20 protein-coding genes, 1 rRNA gene and 1 riboswitch are annotated in these 22,545 nt (G+C 40.2%); of the genes, 1 reads left to right on the top strand and 20 read right to left on the bottom strand.

The genetic code is table 11. The annotated features are described in order from the left end of the window. The 15 genes from FJU10_RS07525 to FJU10_RS07455 all read right to left on the bottom strand — a co-directional run bounded on the left by FJU10_RS07525 (window position 1) and on the right by FJU10_RS07455 (window position 17,171). Window positions 1-654, bottom strand: a complete 654-nt coding sequence (locus FJU10_RS07525; protein ID WP_140965573.1) for a phosphatase PAP2 family protein — start codon at window positions 652-654, stop codon at window positions 1-3. After that, window positions 651-1,844 carry an FtsW/RodA/SpoVE family cell cycle protein gene (locus FJU10_RS07520; RefSeq protein WP_140965571.1) on the bottom strand — a complete coding sequence of 398 codons (1,194 nt, stop codon included), beginning with the start codon at window positions 1,842-1,844 and terminating at the stop codon, window positions 651-653. The genes FJU10_RS07525 and FJU10_RS07520 overlap by 4 nt, the downstream gene beginning before the upstream one ends. Continuing rightward, window positions 1,822-2,976, bottom strand: a complete 1,155-nt coding sequence (locus tag FJU10_RS07515) for an FtsW/RodA/SpoVE family cell cycle protein (RefSeq protein WP_170920146.1) — start codon at window positions 2,974-2,976, stop codon at window positions 1,822-1,824. Before FJU10_RS07515 ends, FJU10_RS07520 begins: the two co-directional genes overlap by 23 nt. Before the next feature lie 125 nt (window positions 2,977-3,101). Next, window positions 3,102-3,277, bottom strand: a riboswitch (M-box (ykoK) riboswitch). A gap of 289 nt (window positions 3,278-3,566) precedes the next feature. Further along, a complete protein-coding gene (locus tag FJU10_RS07510) occupies window positions 3,567-5,462 on the bottom strand; it encodes an endonuclease MutS2 (RefSeq protein ID WP_140965569.1) in 1,896 nt (631 codons plus the stop codon). 356 nt (window positions 5,463-5,818) lie between these two features. Beyond that, window positions 5,819-7,348, bottom strand: coding sequence for an alkyl hydroperoxide reductase subunit F (ahpF, locus tag FJU10_RS07505; RefSeq protein ID WP_086292445.1), 1,530 nt, complete (start codon window positions 7,346-7,348; stop codon window positions 5,819-5,821). A 9-nt stretch (window positions 7,349-7,357) separates the two neighbouring features. Further along, entirely contained in the window at window positions 7,358-7,921 is a 564-nt protein-coding gene (gene ahpC / locus FJU10_RS07500; RefSeq protein WP_005226227.1) for an alkyl hydroperoxide reductase subunit C, read from the bottom strand. Window positions 7,922-8,229: 308 nt separating this feature from the next. After that, complete coding sequence (locus tag FJU10_RS07495) at window positions 8,230-8,433, bottom strand: hypothetical protein (protein WP_034871989.1); 204 nt, start codon at window positions 8,431-8,433, stop codon at window positions 8,230-8,232. 153 nt (window positions 8,434-8,586) lie between these two features. Beyond that, entirely contained in the window at window positions 8,587-9,543 is a 957-nt protein-coding gene (locus tag FJU10_RS07490; RefSeq protein ID WP_077453469.1) for a permease prefix domain 1-containing protein, read from the bottom strand. Continuing rightward, window positions 9,540-9,872 carry a PadR family transcriptional regulator gene (locus FJU10_RS07485; protein ID WP_077453470.1) on the bottom strand — a complete coding sequence of 111 codons (333 nt, stop codon included), beginning with the start codon at window positions 9,870-9,872 and terminating at the stop codon, window positions 9,540-9,542. The genes FJU10_RS07490 and FJU10_RS07485 overlap by 4 nt, the downstream gene beginning before the upstream one ends. Window positions 9,873-10,054: 182 nt before the next feature. Next, window positions 10,055-11,026 carry a siderophore ABC transporter substrate-binding protein gene (locus tag FJU10_RS07480; RefSeq protein ID WP_081118729.1) on the bottom strand — a complete coding sequence of 324 codons (972 nt, stop codon included), beginning with the start codon at window positions 11,024-11,026 and terminating at the stop codon, window positions 10,055-10,057. A 24-nt stretch (window positions 11,027-11,050) separates the two neighbouring features. Then, on the bottom strand, window positions 11,051-11,809 hold the full coding sequence (locus tag FJU10_RS07475) for an ABC transporter ATP-binding protein (protein WP_081118730.1): 759 nt from the start codon (window positions 11,807-11,809) through the stop codon (window positions 11,051-11,053). Beyond that, window positions 11,806-12,750 carry an iron chelate uptake ABC transporter family permease subunit gene (locus tag FJU10_RS07470; RefSeq protein ID WP_140965567.1) on the bottom strand — a complete coding sequence of 315 codons (945 nt, stop codon included), beginning with the start codon at window positions 12,748-12,750 and terminating at the stop codon, window positions 11,806-11,808. The genes FJU10_RS07475 and FJU10_RS07470 overlap by 4 nt, the downstream gene beginning before the upstream one ends. Beyond that, window positions 12,747-13,697: an ABC transporter permease gene (locus FJU10_RS07465; RefSeq protein WP_077453473.1), complete on the bottom strand. Its 951-nt coding sequence runs from the start codon at window positions 13,695-13,697 to the stop codon at window positions 12,747-12,749. Before FJU10_RS07465 ends, FJU10_RS07470 begins: the two co-directional genes overlap by 4 nt. A gap of 643 nt (window positions 13,698-14,340) precedes the next feature. Then, window positions 14,341-15,705 carry an FAD-dependent oxidoreductase gene (locus FJU10_RS07460; RefSeq protein ID WP_140965565.1) on the bottom strand — a complete coding sequence of 455 codons (1,365 nt, stop codon included), beginning with the start codon at window positions 15,703-15,705 and terminating at the stop codon, window positions 14,341-14,343. Then, on the bottom strand, window positions 15,702-17,171 hold the full coding sequence (locus tag FJU10_RS07455; protein WP_189372259.1) for a helix-turn-helix domain-containing protein: 1,470 nt from the start codon (window positions 17,169-17,171) through the stop codon (window positions 15,702-15,704). The genes FJU10_RS07460 and FJU10_RS07455 overlap by 4 nt, the downstream gene beginning before the upstream one ends. Window positions 17,172-17,333: 162 nt before the next feature. Here FJU10_RS07455 and FJU10_RS07450 point away from each other — a divergent pair, with 162 nt between their 5' ends. After that, the gene (locus FJU10_RS07450) at window positions 17,334-18,437 is read left to right on the top strand and encodes an SLC13 family permease (protein ID WP_140965561.1); all 1,104 of its coding nucleotides are present in this window, start codon (window positions 17,334-17,336) and stop codon (window positions 18,435-18,437) included. A 130-nt stretch (window positions 18,438-18,567) separates the two neighbouring features. Here FJU10_RS07450 and FJU10_RS07445 read toward each other — a convergent pair whose 3' ends face one another. The 5 genes from FJU10_RS07445 to rrf form a co-directional block, all read right to left on the bottom strand. Further along, window positions 18,568-19,284: a class I SAM-dependent methyltransferase gene (locus FJU10_RS07445; RefSeq protein ID WP_140965559.1), complete on the bottom strand. Its 717-nt coding sequence runs from the start codon at window positions 19,282-19,284 to the stop codon at window positions 18,568-18,570. Then, complete coding sequence (locus FJU10_RS07440; protein ID WP_140965557.1) at window positions 19,285-20,292, bottom strand: zinc-binding alcohol dehydrogenase family protein; 1,008 nt, start codon at window positions 20,290-20,292, stop codon at window positions 19,285-19,287. It lies immediately after the preceding gene. A gap of 71 nt (window positions 20,293-20,363) precedes the next feature. Continuing rightward, window positions 20,364-21,425: a hypothetical protein gene (locus FJU10_RS07435; RefSeq protein ID WP_086292449.1), complete on the bottom strand. Its 1,062-nt coding sequence runs from the start codon at window positions 21,423-21,425 to the stop codon at window positions 20,364-20,366. Then, window positions 21,397-22,308 carry a hypothetical protein gene (locus FJU10_RS07430; RefSeq protein ID WP_081118738.1) on the bottom strand — a complete coding sequence of 304 codons (912 nt, stop codon included), beginning with the start codon at window positions 22,306-22,308 and terminating at the stop codon, window positions 21,397-21,399. Before FJU10_RS07430 ends, FJU10_RS07435 begins: the two co-directional genes overlap by 29 nt. Before the next feature lie 139 nt (window positions 22,309-22,447). Next, a 5S ribosomal RNA gene (gene rrf / locus FJU10_RS07425) occupies window positions 22,448-22,545 on the bottom strand; the annotation flags it as partial.

Genomic DNA, 22,545 nt, shown 5'->3' with positions numbered 1-22,545 from the left:
TTATTTCCCCCTAAGTACACGTTTTTTGATTGAAAAGACGAAAGCATAGGTGATGTAACTGATCCCACTTGCCAATAAAATACTTGCTAGCAAGTCACTGGGATAATGAACCCCGAATAGCAACCGACTCATCATGATCAGCAACAAATAGATCATTCCAAGAAATAGTGCCAGGTTTTGGATAAAGTGACGCTTGCCTCTTTTAGCGGGAACTGTTTGCCCTAAGAAAAAGAGGAGAGAAATAATCAAAGTGGTCGCTAATAATGTATGTCCACTTGGAAAACTTGCTGATGCCCGCTCCATGCTGTCAGCAAAATCCGGTCTCGGGCGATCAACTACTTTCTTGATCACTTGACCGACCCCACTGATCACAATCATGTTCCCCATCAACCATAAACTTTCTAAATGCTGCTTGCGCATAAATAAAATACTTGCTAAGAGAAAATGAATGGCCGCTACGGGAATGATCGTGGCCGTACTGGCAAGCGGGAGAAAAATCGATTCCACAGCAGGTGTCCGCCATTGAGGCAATTGGGAAAACAGGTTGTCGATGCTTTGGAACCAGTGTGGTTCTAATGCAACAAGGAAAAACAGCCATGCAAAACAGCTGAAGAGTACTCCACCTATCACTCCTTTTTTTGCTGTTATACTCATGTTAAGCTCCTACTTTCTTTTAATGTATACGACCTATTTTTGGCTTTTGTCGGAAATTTATCTAACCCAAAGATAATTCCCATAGCAATGCTGATCGCAATCAGTGAGGTGCCTCCTTGACTTAAGAATGGTAAAGGAATACCGGTTAAAGGCAGCAAACCGATCGCCGCTCCGATATTTTCAAAAATTTGAAAAACTAAACCAAACACATAAGTGATCGCAATATAGACCGATGCTTTGTTATTTGTTTTTAAAGCAGCAAAAATGATTTGATAGATCAGATAAAAATAAAGGAAGATGACTAAAGTACTTCCTAAAAAACCATACGTTTCTCCAATGACTGTAAAGATCATATCTGACTCACGAACCGGCACATACACCGTTGTATGGGTAGCTGGCGCCCCCAATAAGCCTCCGGAACCGATCGCCCACATACTGCGGACTTGTTGAAAAGCGATGGAATCTTGATAAGCGAAAGGATCTGCCCAAGCTCTTACACGATCCAATTGGTATTGTGAGAAGTGCAGTCGAAACAACACACGATTGCCCCATTCCGTGAATACGAGCAGCAACAAAATAGCACCAAGAGTGGCAATCAACCCGATCACGACAGTCAGTATTTTCCAATGAACACCAGAAATGATGAATAAGGCACCTAACATCACGATAAACACCAAGCTCGTTCCAAAGTCCCGCTGCATAAACATCAATAAAAACGTGGGTAAGCTGTATAGCAGGATCTTAGTGACATAGATCAAATCGGATTTGATCGTTCGTTCGGCTTTTCGTTTTTCATAAACTAAGGTGAGATAGACCATAAAGAGCATAAAGGCCACTTTCATAAACTCGGAAGGCTGAATCGTGAACGCACCAAATCTGATCCACCGTTTGGTGTTCGTTTGTTCGAACATCGTTTGATCATAAAACCAATGAAGAGAAGCCATCAAACCAAGGGATAGTAAGTACAAAAGACCAGAAAAGCGGAGGAGTAAATTCGTAGGAATCAAACTCGTCACAAAAAGAGCAATCGCCGAAAGAATACAAAAGAGGATCTGCCGCAAAACAATCCTTGAAGGATCATTGCCATCCATCACAGATGCTTGATGTTGTACCCAGATACTTAACAAAAACAGCAGGAAAACCGGCAGCAGCAAAGCATAGTTTGCTTCATGACGTTTGAGGAACTTCATTAAGGATGCCCTCCTCTCGTTCTAGTTTCAGGCATAAACTAAAGGCAAATGAAAGAATAAAGTAACTAGAACCACCATAACTAATGAATGGTAGCGGCACCCCCGTCATCGGCATCAAACCTAAAATACTGGCAATATTAATACTTGTTTGCAACAAAAGCAACGTACTCGTCCCTAATAAAATCAAGCCTATTTGAGGGTTTTCAATTGCAGCAGATCGCATAAATAAACGCAAGATGATCACGAATAATAAGCCGATAACAAAAATACCAAAAATCAAGCCTAGTTCTTCTACTAAAACTGAGAAAATAAAATCTGTTTCTGCTACTGGTAAAAAGCCTTTTTTAGTGATGCTGTTTCCTAAGCCAAGACCAGTAAGACCACCATTAAACAAAGCGTAGTAGGAATGGATCATTTGAAACCCCTGATTATACGGATCGGAAAATGGATCCCCCACTAACCGTATGCGGTTATAAACGTGCATAAACATGTGGGGCAGTAAATCATTGTTTCCTAAAAAAATAATCAGCATGGCAATCAAGAACAGACTGATCAATAAGCCACCAAATAAAAGAGCTGTTAGTTTCACGGGCACTTGTACCGTAGTAATCATGACAAATGCTAAAAAAAGTAAAATCATTACCCCAGCTACTTTTGGTTGAATCAAGATCAACACACAGCACAAAAACAAAACCAAAAGGGGACGCTTCATTTCCTGCAGGGTGGTTTTTGCTGTTTGAAAGTAATGAGCCAGATACAAAACCATACCGACATTCACGATTTCTGAAGGTTGAAATTGAATCCCTACGATTGAGACCCAGCGTTGGGCACCATTAACAGAGACGCCGAAAAAAGGCACACGTGCTAAGAGCAATGTAAAGATCCCAAATGCCAGCAAACCGATCGCTAAGTACTTACTAAGCAGTATTTCTCGACGTGTTCTTTGAATAATGAAAAGGAGCACCCAGCTAAGTAGTAGAAAAACAAGCTGACGCAAGAATAAACTCGCTGGTGGCTGATCCCTCGTTAATAAACGGTAAGAACTTGCACTATAAATCATTAAAAGACCGATAAGGCTCAATAGCAAATAAGCTATGATCAGCAGCCAATCGATCTTCTTTTTTTCTATCATTGCTTCCACTCCTCTTGCCTTGGAGTAGGTGTTCAGACGGTACCAGTTATTTTGCCTTTTGAGCTCATTCATCCATCAAAAGAAAAGCAAAAAAGTCTCACTTCTCTTAGGACGTCAGACTTTCGCAGCAATCTCATCGTCCGAGTTTTAGCACTATACAACGTAAAGAAAGTTCTTTCCTTTCTTAGCTATTTTATGAAAAGCCTTAATCCGACAATTCCTGTTCTACACATTGGCGTCTTTCGACGTTTCTGCGCAATAGCTTATGTTTGTATAGGAGCCTCACCTAACAAGGTTATATGTTATTTTTCAATCCAATATGAATGGTACCCTTCCTCGAATAAAGATACAACCTATTCTTTGTTATTTTTATTTTTCTTTAACTTTTCTTAAAGAAATTAGATATTTCGAATATTTTCCGACCTTTAAAGAAAAACCAATGAGAATCATTCGATCAACACCGGATCCCCTTCGATAATATACGTTATTAAAAAACGGTCATTCCAAAAAAAAAGACAGTTCTTTTTCTAAAGATTGAAAAAGAACTGCTTTCTTGATTTGCACTGTCTGAATAAATATATCCGTGCCGATCAATCAAATGATCGTTTGGCTTGACGCTCTTGTGCTGCTTTTCTTAACTGCTTTTGCGCTTTTTTAGACCCACGTTCAATATCTCGGGTAAATTTACGTTGGGCAAAATCGAAAAATAATTGATCTAGATCATAGCCGGCTGGATAGAGTGCTTCTCGTTTTGTGAGAAGTTGCAATCGTCGAGCAGCAACAACGAAAAATTGTTTCTCAATCGAAATTTTCGCTTGCCCCTGTTCTAAATATTCATAAAAGAGTCCCCGTTTTTCATGTTCTGCTGAAAAAACTTGGTCTCCCTTTTGGAAAATGTGCTCAGGCTTTACTTCCTGCGGATCGGTTCGTTTTCTGGTCGACACAAAAGCCTGCTTTTCAAAAGAATAGGATTTATCCTTTAAATACTCTTTAGCTGTTTGCACGACCTCAGCTGGAATCGCCATTTTTTCGGCGATCCAAAACGCATTGCTATCGCCAACCGCATTGGTCAACAAGCGGTATTTGGGCGTCAGTGTTTTGGCATCAAACGCCATCGCCGCCGTTTCAAAGTCTTGATGGTCAAGGGCAAATTGCTTGATTTCACCATAATGAGTCGTGGCGATCATTAATGCCCCTGAACGATAGATCGATTCCATAATGGCGATTGCTAAAGCCGCCCCTTCATTTGGTTCAGTCCCGCTGCCAATTTCATCCAACAAAACGATACTGTTCCGGCCGGCATTCGTCATGATCTGTGCAATATTCGACATGTGTCCAGAAAAGGTACTTAAAGAATTTTCTAGACTTTGCTGATCCCCAATATCCATCCAAAGACTTTTTAAAAACGGCACGCTGCTGTTGCCATTATGCGCTGGAAATAATCCGTAATGTGCCATCGCACAAACGAGTCCGACGGTTTTTAAGACAACCGTTTTACCACCAGCATTCGGCCCTGTGATGACCATACAGCGGTTCTCTTCTCCTAGTTTTAAAGATAGAGGAACAGCATCAGTGCCCAGTAAAGGATGCCGGACATGATCAAGAAGCAAAACTTCTTCTTCAGTGATCGCTATCGGTTGCCCATTGATTTCCCGACAATACTTTCCGCGAGCAAAAATAATATCTAGTACCACTAAAATATCAAGACAGGCAAATACTGCATTCATTTGTTCGGCGATCGCCCCGGTCAATTCTGATAAAACTTGGTATTGAGCGGCCGTTTCTTCCGCCTGTGCCAAGATCAATCGATCATTCAGACGGGCAGCTGCTTCCGGTTCAATAAAGACAGTCGCACGCTTATTGGAACGTTCGATGATCGTTCCCTTAAATTGCTGTTGGAATTCAGCACGCACGGGTAACGTGTATCGGTCATTCTTTTTGATGACACGATTTTCTTGTAAATAACGACTTTCTTTAAAAAACTTTGCAAAAACTTTTTTCAGATCAGCTTCATATTTTTCGATCGTACCGCGAATTTTCCGCAATTCTCGGCTGGCATTACTATCAACCTGACCATTGCGAATCTTTTGGAAAATCATTTCGGCGATTTCAGAAAAGTCTTCTAAACCTTGCGCATATTGATGCAATTTTGGGGCGATCGATTGATTCTTTTCGAACAATTGACGGATGATTCGAAAAGACCGTAAAAAGTCTCCATATTCGATAAGCTCCTGTGGTTCTAAAACAAACCCTTTTTCAATTTTCTCCGTATGGTGTAAGACATGCTGCAGCCCCATAAAAGGCACTTGACGACCGGCGGCTAATAGCGCCATCGCTTCAGTGGTCTCTGTCACTCGTTTTTGTGCAGAGTGGATCGTAGCTGCTGGTTTTTCATTCACAAAGCGCGCTTTGCCGTAATCGCTGATTATTTTTTTACTTACTTGTTCTTTGATTTGTTCAAATTCAGTTGCTTTTGGTATATTCATGTGTGATCCTTTCTTGTGCCTGAGGATCCCGGTAATATCCCCGTCCAAAAAAGTGTACAAAAAAAGCGACAGTCTCCCATCACCTGATTCATCAATAACGATTCTTATCGGTATCTACAGGCACAACAAATAAACAGTCTGTTTTTGCTTATTTGTTTTAATTGGCTGGTTAGATACCTACGACACTCATCAATATACCTCTTTCTTTTTTGAACGAGTTTTTTTCATTGTAATATAGAAACTGTCCTGCTGTCAACAGCCTTAAAATTCCCTCATCTCCCAAAAAAACGCTCAGGAGCTCCTAGAAGCTCCTGAGACGTTTCTGTTTTAATCATATATGAGTAGCTGTTGACTGCTTACGAGCGAATCAGATGATCAAACGCACCTAACGCAGCAGTAGCACCTGACCCCATTGAAGTGATGATCTGTTTGTATACACTATCGGTACAATCTCCCGCTGCAAAGACGCCTTCAATGTTGGTTGCGCCATGTTTGTCTACCACGATCTCATTACGCTCGTTTAAAACGATGCGGTCTTTTAACCATTCAGTATTCGGCATTAAGCCAATCAAAATGAAGACACCCTCCACAGCTAATGTGAATTCGCCATTCGTTTCGCGATCAACGTAGGTCAATTGTTCGACATGATCGGATCCAGCAATTTCCTTCGTTGCGGCATTCGTAATAACAGTCACATTTTCTAACGTGTTCAAACGGTTTTGTAGCACAAGGTCCGCTTTTAGTTCTGGTAAAAATTCAAGAACGTAGACATGTTTTGCCATGCCAGCTAAATCGATCGCTGCTTCGATCCCAGAGTTTCCGCCGCCAATGACAGCAACCTCTTTCCCAGCAAATAACGGGCCGTCACAATGTGGACAATAGGCAACACCTTTATTTTTGAATTCTTTTTCTCCCGGAACATTGATGTTGCGCCAGCGAGCACCGGTTGCTAAAATAGCCGTTTTGGTTTTTAATACTGCGCCATTTTCTAATTCAACTTCGATGACATCATTGCGACGAATATCCTTGGCACGCTGCCCTTTCATGACATCGACTTTGTATTCGTTGATGTGCTCTTCTACCTGACGCATTAATTTTGGTCCTTCGGTATAAGGAGTACCGATCATGTTTTCGATACCAAGGGTTTCCATCACTTGGCCACCCATCGTTTCTACGACCATCCCGGTATTGATACCTTTACGCGCCGCATAAATCGCTGCACTTCCACCTGCAGGTCCGCCACCGACGACCAAAACATCGAAAAGCTCTTTTTCAGCAAAGTCATCTTTACTCGTTGGACCAGCTGCTTTTTCCAATAATTGTTCGATCGTTTGACGGCCGCTTGCAAATTCTTCGCCATCTAGAAAGACTGTTGGCACAGCCATAATTTTTTTCTTGTCAATTTCTTCTTTGAACATCCCACCTTCGATCATGGTGTGACTGATGGAAGGATTTAGCACTGCCATAATGTTTAACGCTTGAACAACATCCGGACAGTTATGGCAGGTCAAACTGACATAGGTTTCAAAATGTAATGGCTTATCGATCGCTTTGATACGCTTTTGTAGTGCTTCATCAATTTTCGGCGGACGACCGCTTACTTGAAGCAACGCTAAAATAAATGAAGTGAACTCATGTCCTAACGGTAAACCAGCAAAAGCAATGCCGCTTTCTTCACCGGGACGATTGATCGAAAAGCTTGGTGTTCGTTCGCTTGCTACAGCTTGAATCGTGATTTTTGGCGACATTTCTGCGATTTCTTCTAAGAATTCACGTACTTTTGTTGAAGAATCATCCTCACCTAAACTTGCTGCAAAAACAACCTCTGATTCCAGCATCGCTAAATACTGGGTCAGTTGGTCTTTGATTGCCTTATCTAATGCCATGAGAGCCTCCTAAATCTTGCCTACAAGGTCTAAGCTTGGCGTTAATGTTTCTTCGCCTTCTTTCCATTTTGCAGGACATACTTCACCTGGATGAGTACGAACATATTGTGCTGCACGGATTTTATCAATCAAGCCACTAGCATCACGACCGATACCATCCGCATTGATTTCAACCGTTTGTACCACACCATCTGGATCGATGATAAATGTACCACGTTGAGACAAACCTGATGCTTCGTCTAAGACATCAAAGATTTCTGAGATCACATGAGAAGGATCTGCAATCATGATATATTCGATTTTATTGATGGCATCAGAATGATCATGCCACGCTTTATGTGTGTAGTGGGTATCCGTTGATACAGAATAAACTTCTGCGCCTAATTCTTTTAATGATGCATATTGGTCTTGCAAATCTTCAAGTTCTGTCGGACAAACAAATGAGAAATCTGCAGGATAAAAACAAACAACGTTCCATTTTCCTTTAAAATCTTCTGATGAAACATCGATAAATTTTCCATTGTGATAAGCTTTCGCTTCGAATGAACCAATCTCTTTTCCAATTAATGACATATCATTTCCTCCAATTAGAATAATTATTTGAGAATAATCTCTATTAATTATTAGTATATCTAACTACAAAATGCAATAGTTTATTCAGAAATAGTCAAAAAAAATGTTATCCTCCTCAGAAATGAGCATATTTATTTTCTATTCAAAGCAAATGGAGTATAGTAATAAGTTTGGTTAATCATATCTAAGCAAAGTTCCTACCTGTTAGATTCTCAATTACATCTCCTATTCTCAATTAAACAAAAAAAGATTGCCTCTTCCTATGATTCCTCACAAAGTAAAGTGAGTCATAGAAAAAGACAATTTTTTTATTTAGTATTGAAATAATTGAACAATCCACCGATCGTTCGCTCCCTCAACGTGATCCGCTTGCCGTCTAGAAAAACTTCTTCGACTGGGTAATGGTCTTGAAAAGGTGGGACTTCCAAGTATTGGCTCGCAAGAAAGCGCTCCGGGGATTCAACTGTTGTTACTTCTTTGCTGCCATTTTTCAGATAATGAATTTCTAACATATCCATTGCCTCTTTTCTTGTATTCTGAACTTTTAAAAAAGCAATGAGAACATCTCACTTCTCGCCGTTCTTTTTTACTTAATTCAGTTACAAGGCGTATTATAGTCTTCCTTTTTTTAAAAGTAAAGAAAGCACTCTCGGTTGAAACGTCTCTTATTTTTTGGCTTTTGTCTGACCAATAAAGTAGTCCTCTAAGACACCACCGATAACAAAAATGACCCAAGAGTAAGCCCAGGCATGAAACATGAAGGACCAAAGCATGTAAACGACCAAAATCACTGGCCAATAGACTGTTCGAAAAAAGGTAACTCTACCAGCGGATTCGCCATATTTATGACGTGTTGCTCGATCACCGGGATGATCTTCATCGCGAATAAAATACGTTTCCGAAGCCAATTTCGCAAACCCTGCCCGAATAATACTTACATAAATAATAAAGAACACACCTACTGCAACCGTCAAGAAAAATAGCGCAATACCGAATTCGACAGAGTAATAAATCAGCTCGCTTAACAGTACAGGCGCAATCGAAAAAATGCAGGCGCCAATTCCTAAAACGAGACCAATTCGAAAACTTTTTTCATAATTTGCGAGTTGCTGAGCGGCTTCTCGTTTAGCATCCCTTTTGATTGGACGATCATCCAACTGTTTACGAGCACCGGAAAAGTGCAAACTGCTAGAGATGATAAAACCAACCCCGATGGCGATAAAAAGGATCATCACCATTACACCAAATAATTCCGCATAGAAACTAACAAAAAGCATCAAGGCTGCAAAAGCTGCGATACAAAAGCCGATTCCCAAAGACAACGAGAAAGCAAAGTGGCGCACAGTTCCCCAATAATCAAATGCATCATCTTCTGTGATAGCATCGGACCAATCATCAATTGGTTCTTCTTTAGAAACATTTAATTCTTGCAGCAATTCATCCACCGAACCAAACTCACTGATCACCGCACCGATGGCTTCGTGTTCACTTTTCCCTTGATGGATTAATTCCAAGTAGTGGTCTTCCATAATGGCTAAGAGGTCTTCTTTTGCCCTCTTCGTTTCCGGTGTGATGGGTACTGATAAAAATAAGCTGTCTAGATAGTCATGAATGGTTTTCATTTTTCTCCTCCTTGTAAGAACTGGTCAACGACGATCTTTGTCTGTTGCCACTCCAATCGTTTCTGTGTAAGGCTCGCTTTTCCGTCTGCAGTTATCTGGTAATACGTCCGCTTTTTGCCATGCGTCACTTCTCCAGGATAGGAACGAATCAATCCTTGTTTTTCTAGCCGAGTAAAAGCGGAATACAACGTCGTTTCTTTGATCACATATACGGCATCCGTTCCTTCGCGAATACGCTTGGATATTTCATATCCATAAGAATCTTCTTTTGAAAGAATGGATAAAATGATTGCGTCGTTATAGCCGCGAATTCCGTCACTCGAGATCACGCAATCGCCTCCTAAATTACTTCATCTGTCGTACTAATTATAAAACAATTACTACGACAGGTAAAGTAAAGCTGGTAAAGTTCTCAAAAATCAGTCGTAGGTCCTAGAAAATGAAAAAAGACACGCATTCTCAGTAAACTGATACGCGTGCCCCTTGTTACTTGATTTTTGTTCTCACATACTTATTCAACGGCTGGTTTGACATCATCCATCATTAATTGGATCGACTCCAATCCGGAACCAGCTAAATACCAAACTGCAGCATCCAATTCAATCACTTGATCGTTTTGCCCAGCATTTGTTTCTTGTACGATTTCGTTTGCAACAAATTCACTTTCGCTTTCATTACCACCGATCGCTTTTGTCCGATCAATCACGAAGATGACGTCAGGATTTTTTTCAAGCAAGTACTCATAAGAAATACTTTGTCCATGAGTTGACGCCTCTAGCTCTTCATCAACTGCTGGAAAACCAAACGTATCGTATAGGATACTGTAACGAGATCCTGGACCGAAAGCGGAAAGATTGCCTTCATTCACCATAACTACCAAAGCTTTTTCGCCAGCGCTTTGTGCTTGCTCTTTCAAGGTGTTGATCTGTGTTTGCAACGAATTCAGCTGTTCTTTCGCTTCTTCTTCCACACCGAAGATTTGTCCGATAGCCGTAATATTAGCTTCGATCGATCCCCACGTATTACTATTGTCGACGCTTAAGAAAACGGTTGGCGCAATGGCAGATAATTCTTCTTGAAAATCACGTTGCCGACCTGAAATAATGATTAGATCCGGCTGTAATTGATTGATTTTCTCTAGATCCGGTTCTTTGATTCCCCCTGCTGATTCAACATCTGCATACGCTGATAAATAATCTGGCAGATTGCTGGTTGCTGCAGCAACGACTCGGTCTCCAAGACCAAGGGCATCCATTGTGTCTAATGCACTGTTGTCAAAGACAACAACTTTTTCCGGCGCATAAGGAACAGTGACAGTCCCATTGCTGTCCGTAATCTCGACCTCTGTCGGCGTTTGTGCACTTTCTTCTACTTGGGTTTGAGCTGTCCCCGTTGAATCTGTTGTCCCTGTATTATTTGATCCGCAAGCGGTCAACCCCGCTAGTACGAAAATACTCATAAAACTTACTACTATTTTTTTCATTTTTTCCTCCTTAGAAACAAAATTTTATTGGAAGGTGTAGCAAAATTGCCGCCCATCCACTTGTACCAGTTTGATTGGAATTTCATATAGTGCTTCTAATACCTCTTCTCGAATCACTGCCTCTGTGCCAGCTGCTTTAAAAATCTGACCATCTTTCATAGCGACGATGTGATCGGCATATCGTGCTGCAAAATTAATGTCGTGCAAAACGATCACAACGGTTTTCTGATACTCTTCCACCAATGTAGTCAATAATTTCATCAGCTGGTTGGCATGTTTCAAATCTAGATTGTTTAACGGTTCGTCCAATAATAAATAATCGGTATCTTGGGCTAAGATCATCGCCAAGTAAACTCTTTGCAGTTGCCCACCTGAAAGTTCATGGATCGATTGACCAGCATATTCGGTGAGAGATAACTTAGACAAAGAATCATCAATAATCACATCATCTGCTGCCGATTGTCGTCCCCGGTTATATGGATAACGACCAAATGCCACTAGTTCTCTTACGGTCAGATTGACAGCATAGCGATTGCTTTGCTGCAAAAAAGCCATTTTTTTTGCTAGCTCTTTGGATTTCCATTGACGAATCTCCGTTCCATCCAGATAAATATCACCGGTGCGCTGATCCAACATCCGACTGACTAAAGAAAGCAAGGTACTTTTTCCGGCACCATTGGGCCCAATGAAAGCAATCATTTTCTGCTCCGGCAACGCTAAGGAACATTTCGTCAAAACTTGTGTTTTTGCATAATTCTTGGATACATTTTTTGTTTCGATCATGATTTTTTCCTTTCCAGCAGCAATTTGCTTATAAAGAAGATACCACCTAATAATTGGATCACGGTGCCGATGGTCGTTTGCCATTGAAAGACCTGTTCCACTAGGAATTGACCTCCTACCAACAGGAGAAAGCCAATCAAACTACCACCGGCAAACAGCCAACCGTGACGATAAGTTGGGAAAAGCTGATAGGTGATCGTTGCCACCACAAATCCTAGAAAAACTGCTGGACCAACTAAAGCAGTGGCAGTGCCTGTCAGTAAAGCAATCAAAAATAAAACACCTCTATGAAGCCATTGAACAGAAACACCTAAACTTTTGGCCTGTCCGCTTCCTAAATGGAGCAAATTTAATTCTGGAATCAGCAGAACCAGACAGATACTCCCTACCAAAATGATCGCGGCAGCAATCAAAAGATGTTGGGTGTTGATATTGCCAAAACTGGCGAATAAGCGGCCTTGCAGCAAATCATATTCATTTGGATCCATCAATACTTGTAAAAAGGTGCTGAGACTACCGAACATCGTGCCACAGACCATACCTGCCATCAATAACAAAAATAGTCCGGCGACTGCTTTTTGATAGAAAAAGCCAATCAAGAAACTTCCTAGAACGGCAGTTAAACCGACAGAGAACAAAAACATCGCTGCTGTTTCTTGGCTTAACATCTGAATCCCACCGATAAAAAAGAAACAAAGGGTTTGAACAAGTACATACAATTGATCTAAGCCTAAAATCCCAGGGGTTAGATAGCGATTGCTCGTCAGTGTCTGTAGCGTGATTGTACTAAAGGAGATTGCAATGGCAACTAAAGCAAAAGCCATGATACGACGCCCTCGTAATGCAAAGGCAAAGGACCAGTTACCATAGGTGTTATAGGTTAGATAGGCCATACATGCACAAAGGATTAGAAACAACAAGAGAAAGAGTTTTTTCTTCATCGAAATTTCCTCCCCAGAAGCAAAATCAAGAAACAGCACCCACCCAGTACGCCGGCGACAACACTGACCGGCATTTCATACGGCGCGATGACGACTCTCGCCAATACATCACACAATAACAAGAACGCGCTTCCGGCAAAGCTGATCAAGACCAGATTATTTTTCAAATGATCCCCGAAGACCATGCCGATCATATTTGGGATAACGATCCCTAAAAAAGGGATTTGTCCAACGGTCAGTAAAACGACACTGCTAGCAAACGCCACCAGAGCAAATACAGCAAAACGCAAGAACAAGTAATTGATCCCCAGACTCTTAGCCGCACTTTCACCTAAACCGGCGATCGTGATCTCATAAGCTAAGAAATACAGCAAACCGAAAACAGGAATCGTCAAATACAAAAGTTCATACTGTCCAACCATAATGGTGGCAAAATTTCCTTGTAGCCAAGAAGAAACGTTTTGAACCAATTGGAAGCGATAGGCTAAGAAGCTACTAATAGCACCGATGATATTACCGAACATCACCCCTGTTAAAGGCAGCATCATTGGATCTTTCTTTGGTAGAAATTGGCTTAAAAATAAAAAGAACAACACCCCTGCATAAGCAAACACAAATGCTGCAGTCGTACGAATCAAATTTGAGGCATTTGGCAGAAAGAGCATAACCAGCAAAATTCCTAAGCGAGCGCTATCCGTCAGCCCAATCGACTCAGAGGCCACAAATTTATTTTGCATCATGTGCTGCATGATTTTCCCACAGATACTAATGATCCCACCTGCAATGATCAAACTGATCGTCCGTGGGAGCCTAACTTTTACCAAAACAAGCCAATGATTCGGATCACCCTGCTGTAAACCTGTTAAAGACAATTCATGGGTACCTGCCAACAAAGAGCAACCCACTAGAAGAATAAAGATCAGCAGTAATCCGATTTTTTTCAACACGCCCCGCCCCCCTCGTTATTGAGAATGATTCTCACTCTCTTTAATAGGGTAACGTATTTCACTTAAAATCACAAGAAGTTTTTTAAAAAAATCCCTTTCCCATCGCAATTTTTGGAAAATGAGTATGCGAGGAAAGGAAATTATGTGATGTTTTTCTCTTATAAACCTGCCGATAAGCGTATTCTTATCTCAAGGATGTCTATTTTATCCTTCGGATTATAAAAATACTTACGAATGATACGTTCACTTTCTGAATATCATTCAATAACAGATCACTTAGATTTACACTTGTTTTCATCTATTGAAAACCATGTAAAATCACCATTTACTGACCCAAGCTGATGTATTTTATCAGTAAAAAGCAAATGACGTGTGTCTCCTCCGCCTAAACAATCATGGTCTATCAATAAAAATCTATGAGCAAAAGCAGTTCAGTCATGGAACAAGCTTTATCGTTTTCGTTTCGAGATTCTTCATCAAAAAAAATCATGATAGTAGTTGACATCGACCTCCAACAGCAGCCCACCGGATTTATAATTCCCGAAACCAGTCACTGAAGGAAAGCGATAGTCTTCCTTGATTATCGTTACGTGCAAAAAAAAATAAACCTACGATGATCGTAGGTTTACCAAGGTTACATAATTTACTTTAACAAGCCATCCAGGGCCAATTGATTCAAAAAATGCAACGGAAAAGAAATGGTAGGATTAAAAAAGTAATCCATTGTTGCTAATTGGTGCAAGGACGTTTTGCTATTGATTAACGTTGAAATCGTGTTGATGATCTCTAAACTTCCACGATCACTCGTGATGATTTGCCCTCCCATGATTACTTTCGTTTGCTGATCAAAAATCAGTTTTAAGGTTACTTCAAAATCCTCATCTGTCGCGAAAAATGTCCGAGAATGAAATGTCTGCGTCACTGAATCTACTTCAAAGCCGTAATACGGTGCCTCAGTCTCATTGATACCTGAACTGCTGACAAAATAGCCAAACAATTTACTAACAACCGTGCGCTGCATTTTGGGAAAAGGAATTTTCGTCGTTCCCTGTTCATTAGCCAATAAATTGGTAGCAGCTACGATCCCCGTCCGATAAGCATTAGTCACTAAAGGGATATACAAAGAGCTATCCGAATGATTGAAAGGAATCGAAACGAGGTCGCCGATCGCATAGATGGATGGATCAGACGTTTGCAAGTATTCATTTGTAAATACCGTGCCATCGAGATTTAGTTTTAAAAAGTCTTCTACTAAGGCGACATTCGGTCGCGGATTTACAGCATAAACGACTACATCAGCTTGAATCTGGGTTCCATTTGAAAGCTCAATACCTTGATATTCGCCCTTCTCGTCTTTGATCGTATGGGCAACGTTGCTGTTAAGATAGATTTGTAAGTTCTCTGGAAAACGTTCCATCAAAATTTCTGCAACTTCATGATCAAAATAACGGAACAACAGCGTATCCATTCGATCGATTAAGTGAATCGCTTTTTGCTGTCCACTTAACGATTCCGCCAATTCAAACCCAATCAGACCAGCGCCGACGATCGCCACGGTTTGCGCCTTTTCGATTTTTTCTAGTGCTTGCTTTGATTGACCAATCGTTTTGTAGGTCGTTATATGTGCTTCAACATCTGAGGCGAACTCCGAGCGGAAAGTACTCGATCCCATCGCTAAAATTAAGCCATCATAACTCACTTCATCTTCTTGTCGATATGATTCCGTTGACGTCACAAATTGAACCAGTTTTTCTTGCGGAAAAATGTTTATGACTTCACTGTTCAGCATCACATTGATTCCTTCTGAAAGAAGTTCGCTAGCAGTTGTGGTCCGTGAGTCTTCCAGACGCGAGATATATCCTTCTAAAACTAAATTCAAGCTGCTGGCAACGTAACCAAGGACACCTGATTTTTCTATAATAATCACATCGACTTTGGGGTCAACTTTTTTTAAATGACGGGCAGCAGCAATTCCTGCATGAGAGCCTCCAATAATCACTATTCTCATATCTTTTCCAACTCACTTTCAAGGTTCTCATTGCGTATTTCATCCACGATTTGATGAAGTCGCTCTTCTTCAAATGGGGTTGCACCACCTGTTAAAATCAATCGCTTCTTATAACGATAGCCTTCCGAGATCTCAGAATGATCAACAATCAATAAATCATAGTCCTTCTCCTTCGTCCCATCGAAGTGAATATTCGGATAGCCAGCCAATTCTTTGATCAAAAAACGTCGCAAAAAGCCACTGCGTAATCGTGATTGAGTCAACAAAATGCCTACGGTAAATGCTTTTTCCTGTTTTACTTGAATCCATTGACGGATCAAAAGCAATTCATTGGTTAAATGCTGCTTTTTCTCAAGAGAAAAAGACTGGTTTACGTTTTTCTCCAACTGTTCGATTGCTTGTTGTGCCACTACAATCAAGCTTTCATTCGCAACACTTTGCGGCTGAAATTCAGCAAAAGCAATAATGCCGCCATGAATGTATAGCGCTTGGATCGTTACGCTGGTTAAGAAGACACCCAACTCCACTGAAGTTTCTGCGGACTTTCTTTCACTATCACCGATCGCCTGCAACAACTCTTCATTTAATGCTTCGATTTCTCGGAAGAAAAGTGACTTCTGGCTTAATCCCTCCTCAGAAGGACCAATCAAGCCTTCTGCTAGTAAAAACAAATAGAAATAAACCGTTTCATAATCGCTCCAGGAAACCGCAAAACGACTGAGGTAGCGTCCTAAGATATTCCGCAGAATCTGGAACATGGCTTCATTTTCTAGAGACTTTAATAGGTGATACGATGCTTCATGCTGCTGTGAGCCACGATAATCAAAACGAGCTTCCATAATGCCTAGCCATAACCCAACTTTCCAACGCTCAGCTTGACTAAACGTTGTCTGTAACTGTTTTTCAATAACTCGAATCAAATTATTGATGGCTGGAGCATTCAAGCGGGTAATCAATTCTTCATTGGGATAACTTTGTGAAAAAAATTGATAATAGAAAAAACGAATTTGCTTTTCATCCCCAATTAATTTTTTATTTTTTAATTGGATATCGAACTCTTTTAATAATTGATTGATGGCTTTGAATCGACGAAACAAAGATGCTTCACTCAACATGAGTTCTAAAATCATTTTCGTCGTTGACTCATCTCGATGAAAAAACAAATAAGACAAAATCTGAAAATCGATCGCCTCTGACAGATACGAATAAAAGAATTTTTTTAGTGAGAAATCAAGCGGAAGTGTTAACTGTACTTGATCATTTTCTAAATAAGTCAATGTCGCATCCTCATGGAAAGCGACTAAATTCTGATGAAGATTTTGAAGCTCTTTTTGCAAAGTGGGGGCGGAAATGGATAATGTTTTTGCAAGTTTCTTATAAGAGATCTCTGAGCCATTCTGAAAAAAAACAGCTAAAATTTGAAAATGAACCTGCTGATTTTTTTCAAGCAGCTGCATAACATTCATTTTTGAACCTCCTTCACCTTTCACATACTAATTTCCCAATTAATGACTCATTTGTCAACTATAAAAATTGCCTGAATGACTTTGAATTAGTCGGATAAAGCGTTATTTATTGTTCCTAAAGCGTAGGAATGGTAAAATTCTTGAGAAGAAAGGTGGTGAACTATGGGAAAACGAATGTTAGCATTTTTTCGAACCGATCGATTATTTTCGATTTCCCTGCTACTAGCACTCATTGCATGTTTTTTTGGCACCTTCCGTTGGTCGTTTATTGACTTCAAAGTGATCTTGTCGCTGTTTGGATTAATGCTAGTGATCAATGGGTTAGAAGAAGCTGGCTTATTACGGGCATTTGGTCAAAAATTGGTGGAAAAGAGCCGTAGTTTGCGGGATTTGATTCGTGTAGTCGTTCTTCTAAGCTTTTTTAGTTCGATGTTCTTAACGAACGATGTAGCTATTTTAACCTTATTGCCCATCTATCTGCTTTTAACGAGACAAGAACAACAGCGAACTAGTGTCATATTAGGCGCCGTCTATTTAATCGTAGCAGCCAATTTAGGAAGTAGCCTTTTTCCCTTTGGAAACCCGCAAAACTTATTTTTATTTTCTTATTATCACATCTCACTAGGACAGTTCATGTGGACAACCGGTACTTTCGTGGGGCTTTCCTTACTATTACTGCTTGTTTCGGTCCAGCTTATTTCAAAATCGCCTCTAGAAATCACTATTCAAGAAGACGCCTATGAAAAAAAAACAGCGATGCGCCATGCAGGCTTGTTTGTTATCATGATTTTGGGTATTTTTAGTGTTCTACCCCTCTCGATAGCCGTTCTTATCGTCGTAGCCGTGGTTTGGTTCAGCAATAAACGGTTATTTACCAAAGTTGATTATCGTTTATTGCTTACCTTCATTTGCTTCTTCTTGATCGTTGGCAATATTCAAGACCAAACGTGGATCACCAATCGCATTCAACCGTATTTTCAAGAGACACATCGCGCTTTTTTAGGCAGTATTTTACTCTCTCAAGGAATCTCTAACGTTCCAGCAGCGATTTTGATCGCTCCCTTCACCGACTTGGAAAAAGCCGTTCTTTTAGGGGTCAATGTCGGCGGATTGGGTACATTGATTGCTTCACTAGCCAATTTGATTGGCTATAAGTTACTGAAACAAGCTCGAGCCAAAGAAGCCAAAGCATTTCAAAAATGGTTCTTAATCGTCAATCTTCTTTTCTTACTGATCTTAGGAACGACTGTCTATCTTTTCTTATAACAAAAGCGATACAAAACGAGATTCCAGCATAAGGACATTTGCAGCCAGTAGTCAAAAGAGGCATAACTACTGTTTCTGTTTTTCGCTCTTATGTCAGAATCTCATTTTTTTTGATCTCTTTGAGGGATTACTATCGAGATAAAAGAAGTTCAAAGGTTATTTTCGTATGGCTTTCAACAGTCAGCGATTCACCAAAGATACGTTGAACCATTTGTTTCCTCTGTTCCAATGAATACTCATCCTCAAAATAAAGATGAAAGAGATCCCGATCGATCTCTTCTTTCACCATATACTCAAACTGGCAGCTCCGCCATTCAATTGCCTCTTCTGATAACCACTTCTTGTAGTAGGTATTAAGCTGTAACTCTTTTTCAGCTACGGGGTCTTCTTCAAAGGGCTGAAACACATTTTCTACTTCAGCGATTGTTCTAAGAATAATCAATTGATCGGTTTTCTTTCGCAACTGCAGCAATGTCTTTTTGTCTCTTAGTGCTGGATTCATGGCCATGAAAATACAGGGCCAGTGCTGGTCCGTCGTTAAAAAGTCGCTTTGGCTCTGTTGGATCAGATGTAGTTTATTCTGTGGATCATCAATCGTTTCTTCAATTATTCTAAGCATTTCCTTTGAAAAATCAATCGCATAATACTCATTTACATAAGGATAAAATGCGGGGATATAGCGACCCGCACCAGCAGCAAAGTCAACAAAAATAGATATGGGGAACACTTGCTGATCCAATAAGTAAGCAACTACCTCTTTCGCAATCTGCAATGAAGACTCCTGCTGGATTTGTGCATAATCTTGAGCAAACTCATCCCAAAACAGGATTGCTTCCTCTTCTTCCATCTATAAGACGCCCCCTGTAATCACAGTCTTGCCTTTATTTCCCCGCTCAACCGCTTCGGTACCGAGTTTTAAGTTTTCAATCGTGATTCCTCCATCAATCGTTTGGACCGCAGTGGTGTGAATTTTGCCCTCAACTAACAGCGAAGCGATTCGTTTTAAGATCGCTCCTTGGGTTTCAAACATCAGTTGAGCATCTGTTTTGGCAAACATGTACTCCCAATATAAATCGATGCTAAGGTTTTTAAATGGGTTTAAATCGAGCGCTTCTTTCGTATTGACGATCATTCCGACTTTACCAAATGGGACGATTGCTTTTGTTAATTGTGGCAAATAGGTGGAGGCATCATAAAAAATGGCAATGGCTGAAAAAGGTTTGTTTATTTGTTCGGCTAAAGGTAAACGGTGATTAAGAACATGATCCACTTGATTGTTTTTTAGCCACTCGTTGTTTCTAGGACTAGCAGTGCCATAAACGGTTAAACCTGCCCATTTTGCTAATTGTGCAGCGATCGAACCCACACCGCCGCTGGCATTGATCAACAAAATCGATCCTTGATTGGCGTTTTCTTCAGGAATATATCCAAATTTTTCAAATAGCAATTCCCATGCGGTTAAACTCGTTAATGGTAAAGCTGCAAGATCACCGTCAGAAAAGCCGGCTGGTGCCTTTGCTGCGATTCGAGAATCAACAGCTTGAAACCTTTGATTCGCACCAGGTCGTTGTGTGGTTCCGGCATAGAATACCCGATCACCAACGGCAAAGCCACTAACTGCTGAGCCGATTTCTTTAACGATCCCAACGGCATCATACCCTTGGATCTGGAAATCTTCACTTAAAACAGTCATTTGCCGACGTTTCGTATCGATTGGATTGACCGAAACTGCTTGTACTTCCACCAGTAAATCATGTGTTTGGCAAATCGGTATAGGAATTTCCTTTTCAGTAAATACTTCTAGATCATCTAAAGATCGTCCTTCATAAAAACCTAGTGCTTTATTTTTCATCATACTGCTCCTTCCAAAAAAAGTGCTGAATAGTTATAAAAACCATTCTAGCACTCTTAACCAATTTAGAACATTTATTCTTCACCTTTTACCACAAGTGGAACTAAAAACGGATAGCTTGTGAAGAAATCTAGTAAGGATCGCTTCCATTGATCCGAGTCAATCGTTAGTAAAGTGGACTCTGTATACAAATGGATCGTCAATCGTTGATTTTTATCAAGTAAAATAAGAATTTCACCTTTGTTTTCTGTGATAAAATCATATAGCTGATTCTCCATCGTGATAATAAAAATTTGATCGAGAACTTCTGCTGCAACAGGAAAATCTGTTTCCATATCGACAGCTAAGGTTTGGGTATTGTCGATCAAGCTTGGTGAAACCGTAAAGCCTAATTCTTTTAAATGCGCCAATACCAAGTTGACATCATAATTAAAAAGCGAAAGCTGATTGACCGAGAAAATATTCTCCGCATGCCATTGACTGATTAAATGCAAAATCTGTTCATCATTGACAACCACCGACTGGGAGTTTGAATTGATAGTCAACAATGGCAAATAACTGGATTGATACGTAGAATTGACTGGATTTAGTTTAAAACTAAACTCGAGCTCCTTTGTTTCTGTTAAACGAAAACGGACATTGAAATGCTTTGTCTTCCATGTATCATAGTTATCGGTAGCAGTTAAATGAATCGTTTTTAATGGTTTCAAGAATTCATAGGCATAGTATTCAAGCAATGTCTTTTTGGCGATCACCGAAATATCTTGATCTGTTAAAATCAACTGACGGTAATGAGCAAGCAATCCAGAAAAATCAGCTTCCATGATTGATTTTCGCAATTTTAAATCAGCTAGTTCGTTTTCGGCTTGCTCAATAAGCGATTCGATTCGTTGGTGATCTTGCGCTTTTACAGCGTAATAATCATCTTCGTAGTCAGATTCTTCTTCCGCTGAATCAAAAGAATCATCCGCTACATTTCTACTATCTTCTACTAAAGGACCGTCATTCACTAAGTCCGTCGCATTTGTTGGTACGTTTTCCTCAACTTCATTAGCGCCTTCTGTTTGAATCTCTAGCGTCGGTTCCTGCTCCAGCAGCTGTGATTCATCAGGATTTGTCTGCGTTTCTTTCGTCAATATCAGTCAGCTCCTTTCCCGTATAGTGAGCTAAGAAAGCCATTATTTTTGTCGTAAATTCATCAAAAGAACCAAAAAAAGTATCAATTTGACGAAATTCTTTTTCTACGATCGCTTTCTTTAAGCGCAATGTTTGATATTGCTGCTGTAGGCGTTCTTTTTCAGCAAAAACCTCTTCATTATTATTTGAATATCTTTCCCATTCTCTACGTTTGGCTTCTAATGCTTTTCGCTCAGAAGTTAAATGTTCTAGTTCTTCATCGATTTTTGTCCGATTGAAAAAACCCTTTGATTCAGTTAATTCATTTTCGGCTTCCGTAAGTTGATCGATCTGATTTTGGATTTCCTTTACCTCAGATAACGCTGTGATCCGTTTGGCTTCTAGTTTGTCCATCTGCTGTTCGATTGCTGTCAGCATCTCACGATTACCTCGTTGGAACTTTTCCCACTCTTCATCTATCTCAGGGATAACAAAAATTTCGGGAATACTCGCATCGATACCAATCGTCGCTCGCTCATGATAATAGGTTCCTAACTTATAGTAATGCACCGTAGGAGATATTTTGGCACAATGCATCATAAATGGGAAAGCTTGGGTGAAGTTATCGTGGAACTTCCTTGATAACAATTCATCAATCTCATGATTTTGATTTGATGTTTCTTTTAACTGTTTGTGCAATCGACCATTATATATACGATAAATTTCAGGAATATCCTCTTTTTCGATCGCTACTTCAAAATCTTGCAGGTCTTGCAGCATTTGACCGATATTTTTTGAGGCTACTTGTTTGATATCGCCAAAGGATATTTCTTCATTCGCTGAAACTGAAACAACGTCTTGATCTTGAACAACATTTTGTTCTTTTTTGGCATCGTCAGTCATATGATCCCTCCTAAAAATACTTCACTACTAGTGTATCATTTTTTTCCATAAAAAGTTATTTTAAGTGATTGTTTTTAGAAAAATGATACATCGTTGTAATAACAAAAAAACACATGTCAATTAAGACATGTGTTTGGCTGCGTGGCGACGTCCTACTCTCACAAAGGGAAACCCTTCACTACAATCGGCGCTAAGAAGCTTAACTTCTGTGTTCGGCATGGTTACAGGTGTATCCTT

Origin of the sequence: Enterococcus sp. OL5 (assembly GCF_006491895.1) — a bacterium.
GTDB lineage: Bacteria > Bacillota > Bacilli > Lactobacillales > Enterococcaceae > Enterococcus_D > Enterococcus_D innesii.
This window is presented reverse-complemented; position numbering and strand designations above follow the sequence as displayed.

What these genes read in the sequence shown, in the direction of transcription:
- FJU10_RS07515 (WP_170920146.1), bottom strand. Translation starts at nt 2,976, where the DNA reads ATGATAGAAAAAAAGAAGATCGATTGGCTGCTGATCATAGCTTATTTG.
- FJU10_RS07470 (WP_140965567.1), bottom strand. Translation starts at nt 12,750, where the DNA reads ATGAAGAAAAAACTCTTTCTCTTGTTGTTTCTAATCCTTTGTGCATGT.
- FJU10_RS07460 (WP_140965565.1), bottom strand. Translation starts at nt 15,705, where the DNA reads ATGAGAATAGTGATTATTGGAGGCTCTCATGCAGGAATTGCTGCTGCC.
- ahpF (WP_086292445.1), bottom strand. Translation starts at nt 7,348, where the DNA reads ATGGCATTAGATAAGGCAATCAAAGACCAACTGACCCAGTATTTAGCG.
- FJU10_RS07490 (WP_077453469.1), bottom strand. Translation starts at nt 9,543, where the DNA reads ATGAAAACCATTCATGACTATCTAGACAGCTTATTTTTATCAGTACCC.
- FJU10_RS07480 (WP_081118729.1), bottom strand. Translation starts at nt 11,026, where the DNA reads ATGAAAAAAATAGTAGTAAGTTTTATGAGTATTTTCGTACTAGCGGGG.
- FJU10_RS07475 (WP_081118730.1), bottom strand. Translation starts at nt 11,809, where the DNA reads ATGATCGAAACAAAAAATGTATCCAAGAATTATGCAAAAACACAAGTT.
- FJU10_RS07525 (WP_140965573.1), bottom strand. Translation starts at nt 654, where the DNA reads ATGAGTATAACAGCAAAAAAAGGAGTGATAGGTGGAGTACTCTTCAGC.
- FJU10_RS07440 (WP_140965557.1), bottom strand. Translation starts at nt 20,292, where the DNA reads ATGATGAAAAATAAAGCACTAGGTTTTTATGAAGGACGATCTTTAGAT.
- ahpC (WP_005226227.1), bottom strand. Translation starts at nt 7,921, where the DNA reads ATGTCATTAATTGGAAAAGAGATTGGTTCATTCGAAGCGAAAGCTTAT.
- FJU10_RS07445 (WP_140965559.1), bottom strand. Translation starts at nt 19,284, where the DNA reads ATGGAAGAAGAGGAAGCAATCCTGTTTTGGGATGAGTTTGCTCAAGAT.
- FJU10_RS07495 (WP_034871989.1), bottom strand. Translation starts at nt 8,433, where the DNA reads ATGTTAGAAATTCATTATCTGAAAAATGGCAGCAAAGAAGTAACAACA.
- FJU10_RS07510 (WP_140965569.1), bottom strand. Translation starts at nt 5,462, where the DNA reads ATGAATATACCAAAAGCAACTGAATTTGAACAAATCAAAGAACAAGTA.
- FJU10_RS07450 (WP_140965561.1), top strand. Translation starts at nt 17,334, where the DNA reads ATGGGAAAACGAATGTTAGCATTTTTTCGAACCGATCGATTATTTTCG.
- FJU10_RS07520 (WP_140965571.1), bottom strand. Translation starts at nt 1,844, where the DNA reads ATGAAGTTCCTCAAACGTCATGAAGCAAACTATGCTTTGCTGCTGCCG.
- FJU10_RS07455 (WP_189372259.1), bottom strand. Translation starts at nt 17,171, where the DNA reads ATGAATGTTATGCAGCTGCTTGAAAAAAATCAGCAGGTTCATTTTCAA.
- FJU10_RS07430 (WP_081118738.1), bottom strand. Translation starts at nt 22,308, where the DNA reads ATGACTGACGATGCCAAAAAAGAACAAAATGTTGTTCAAGATCAAGAC.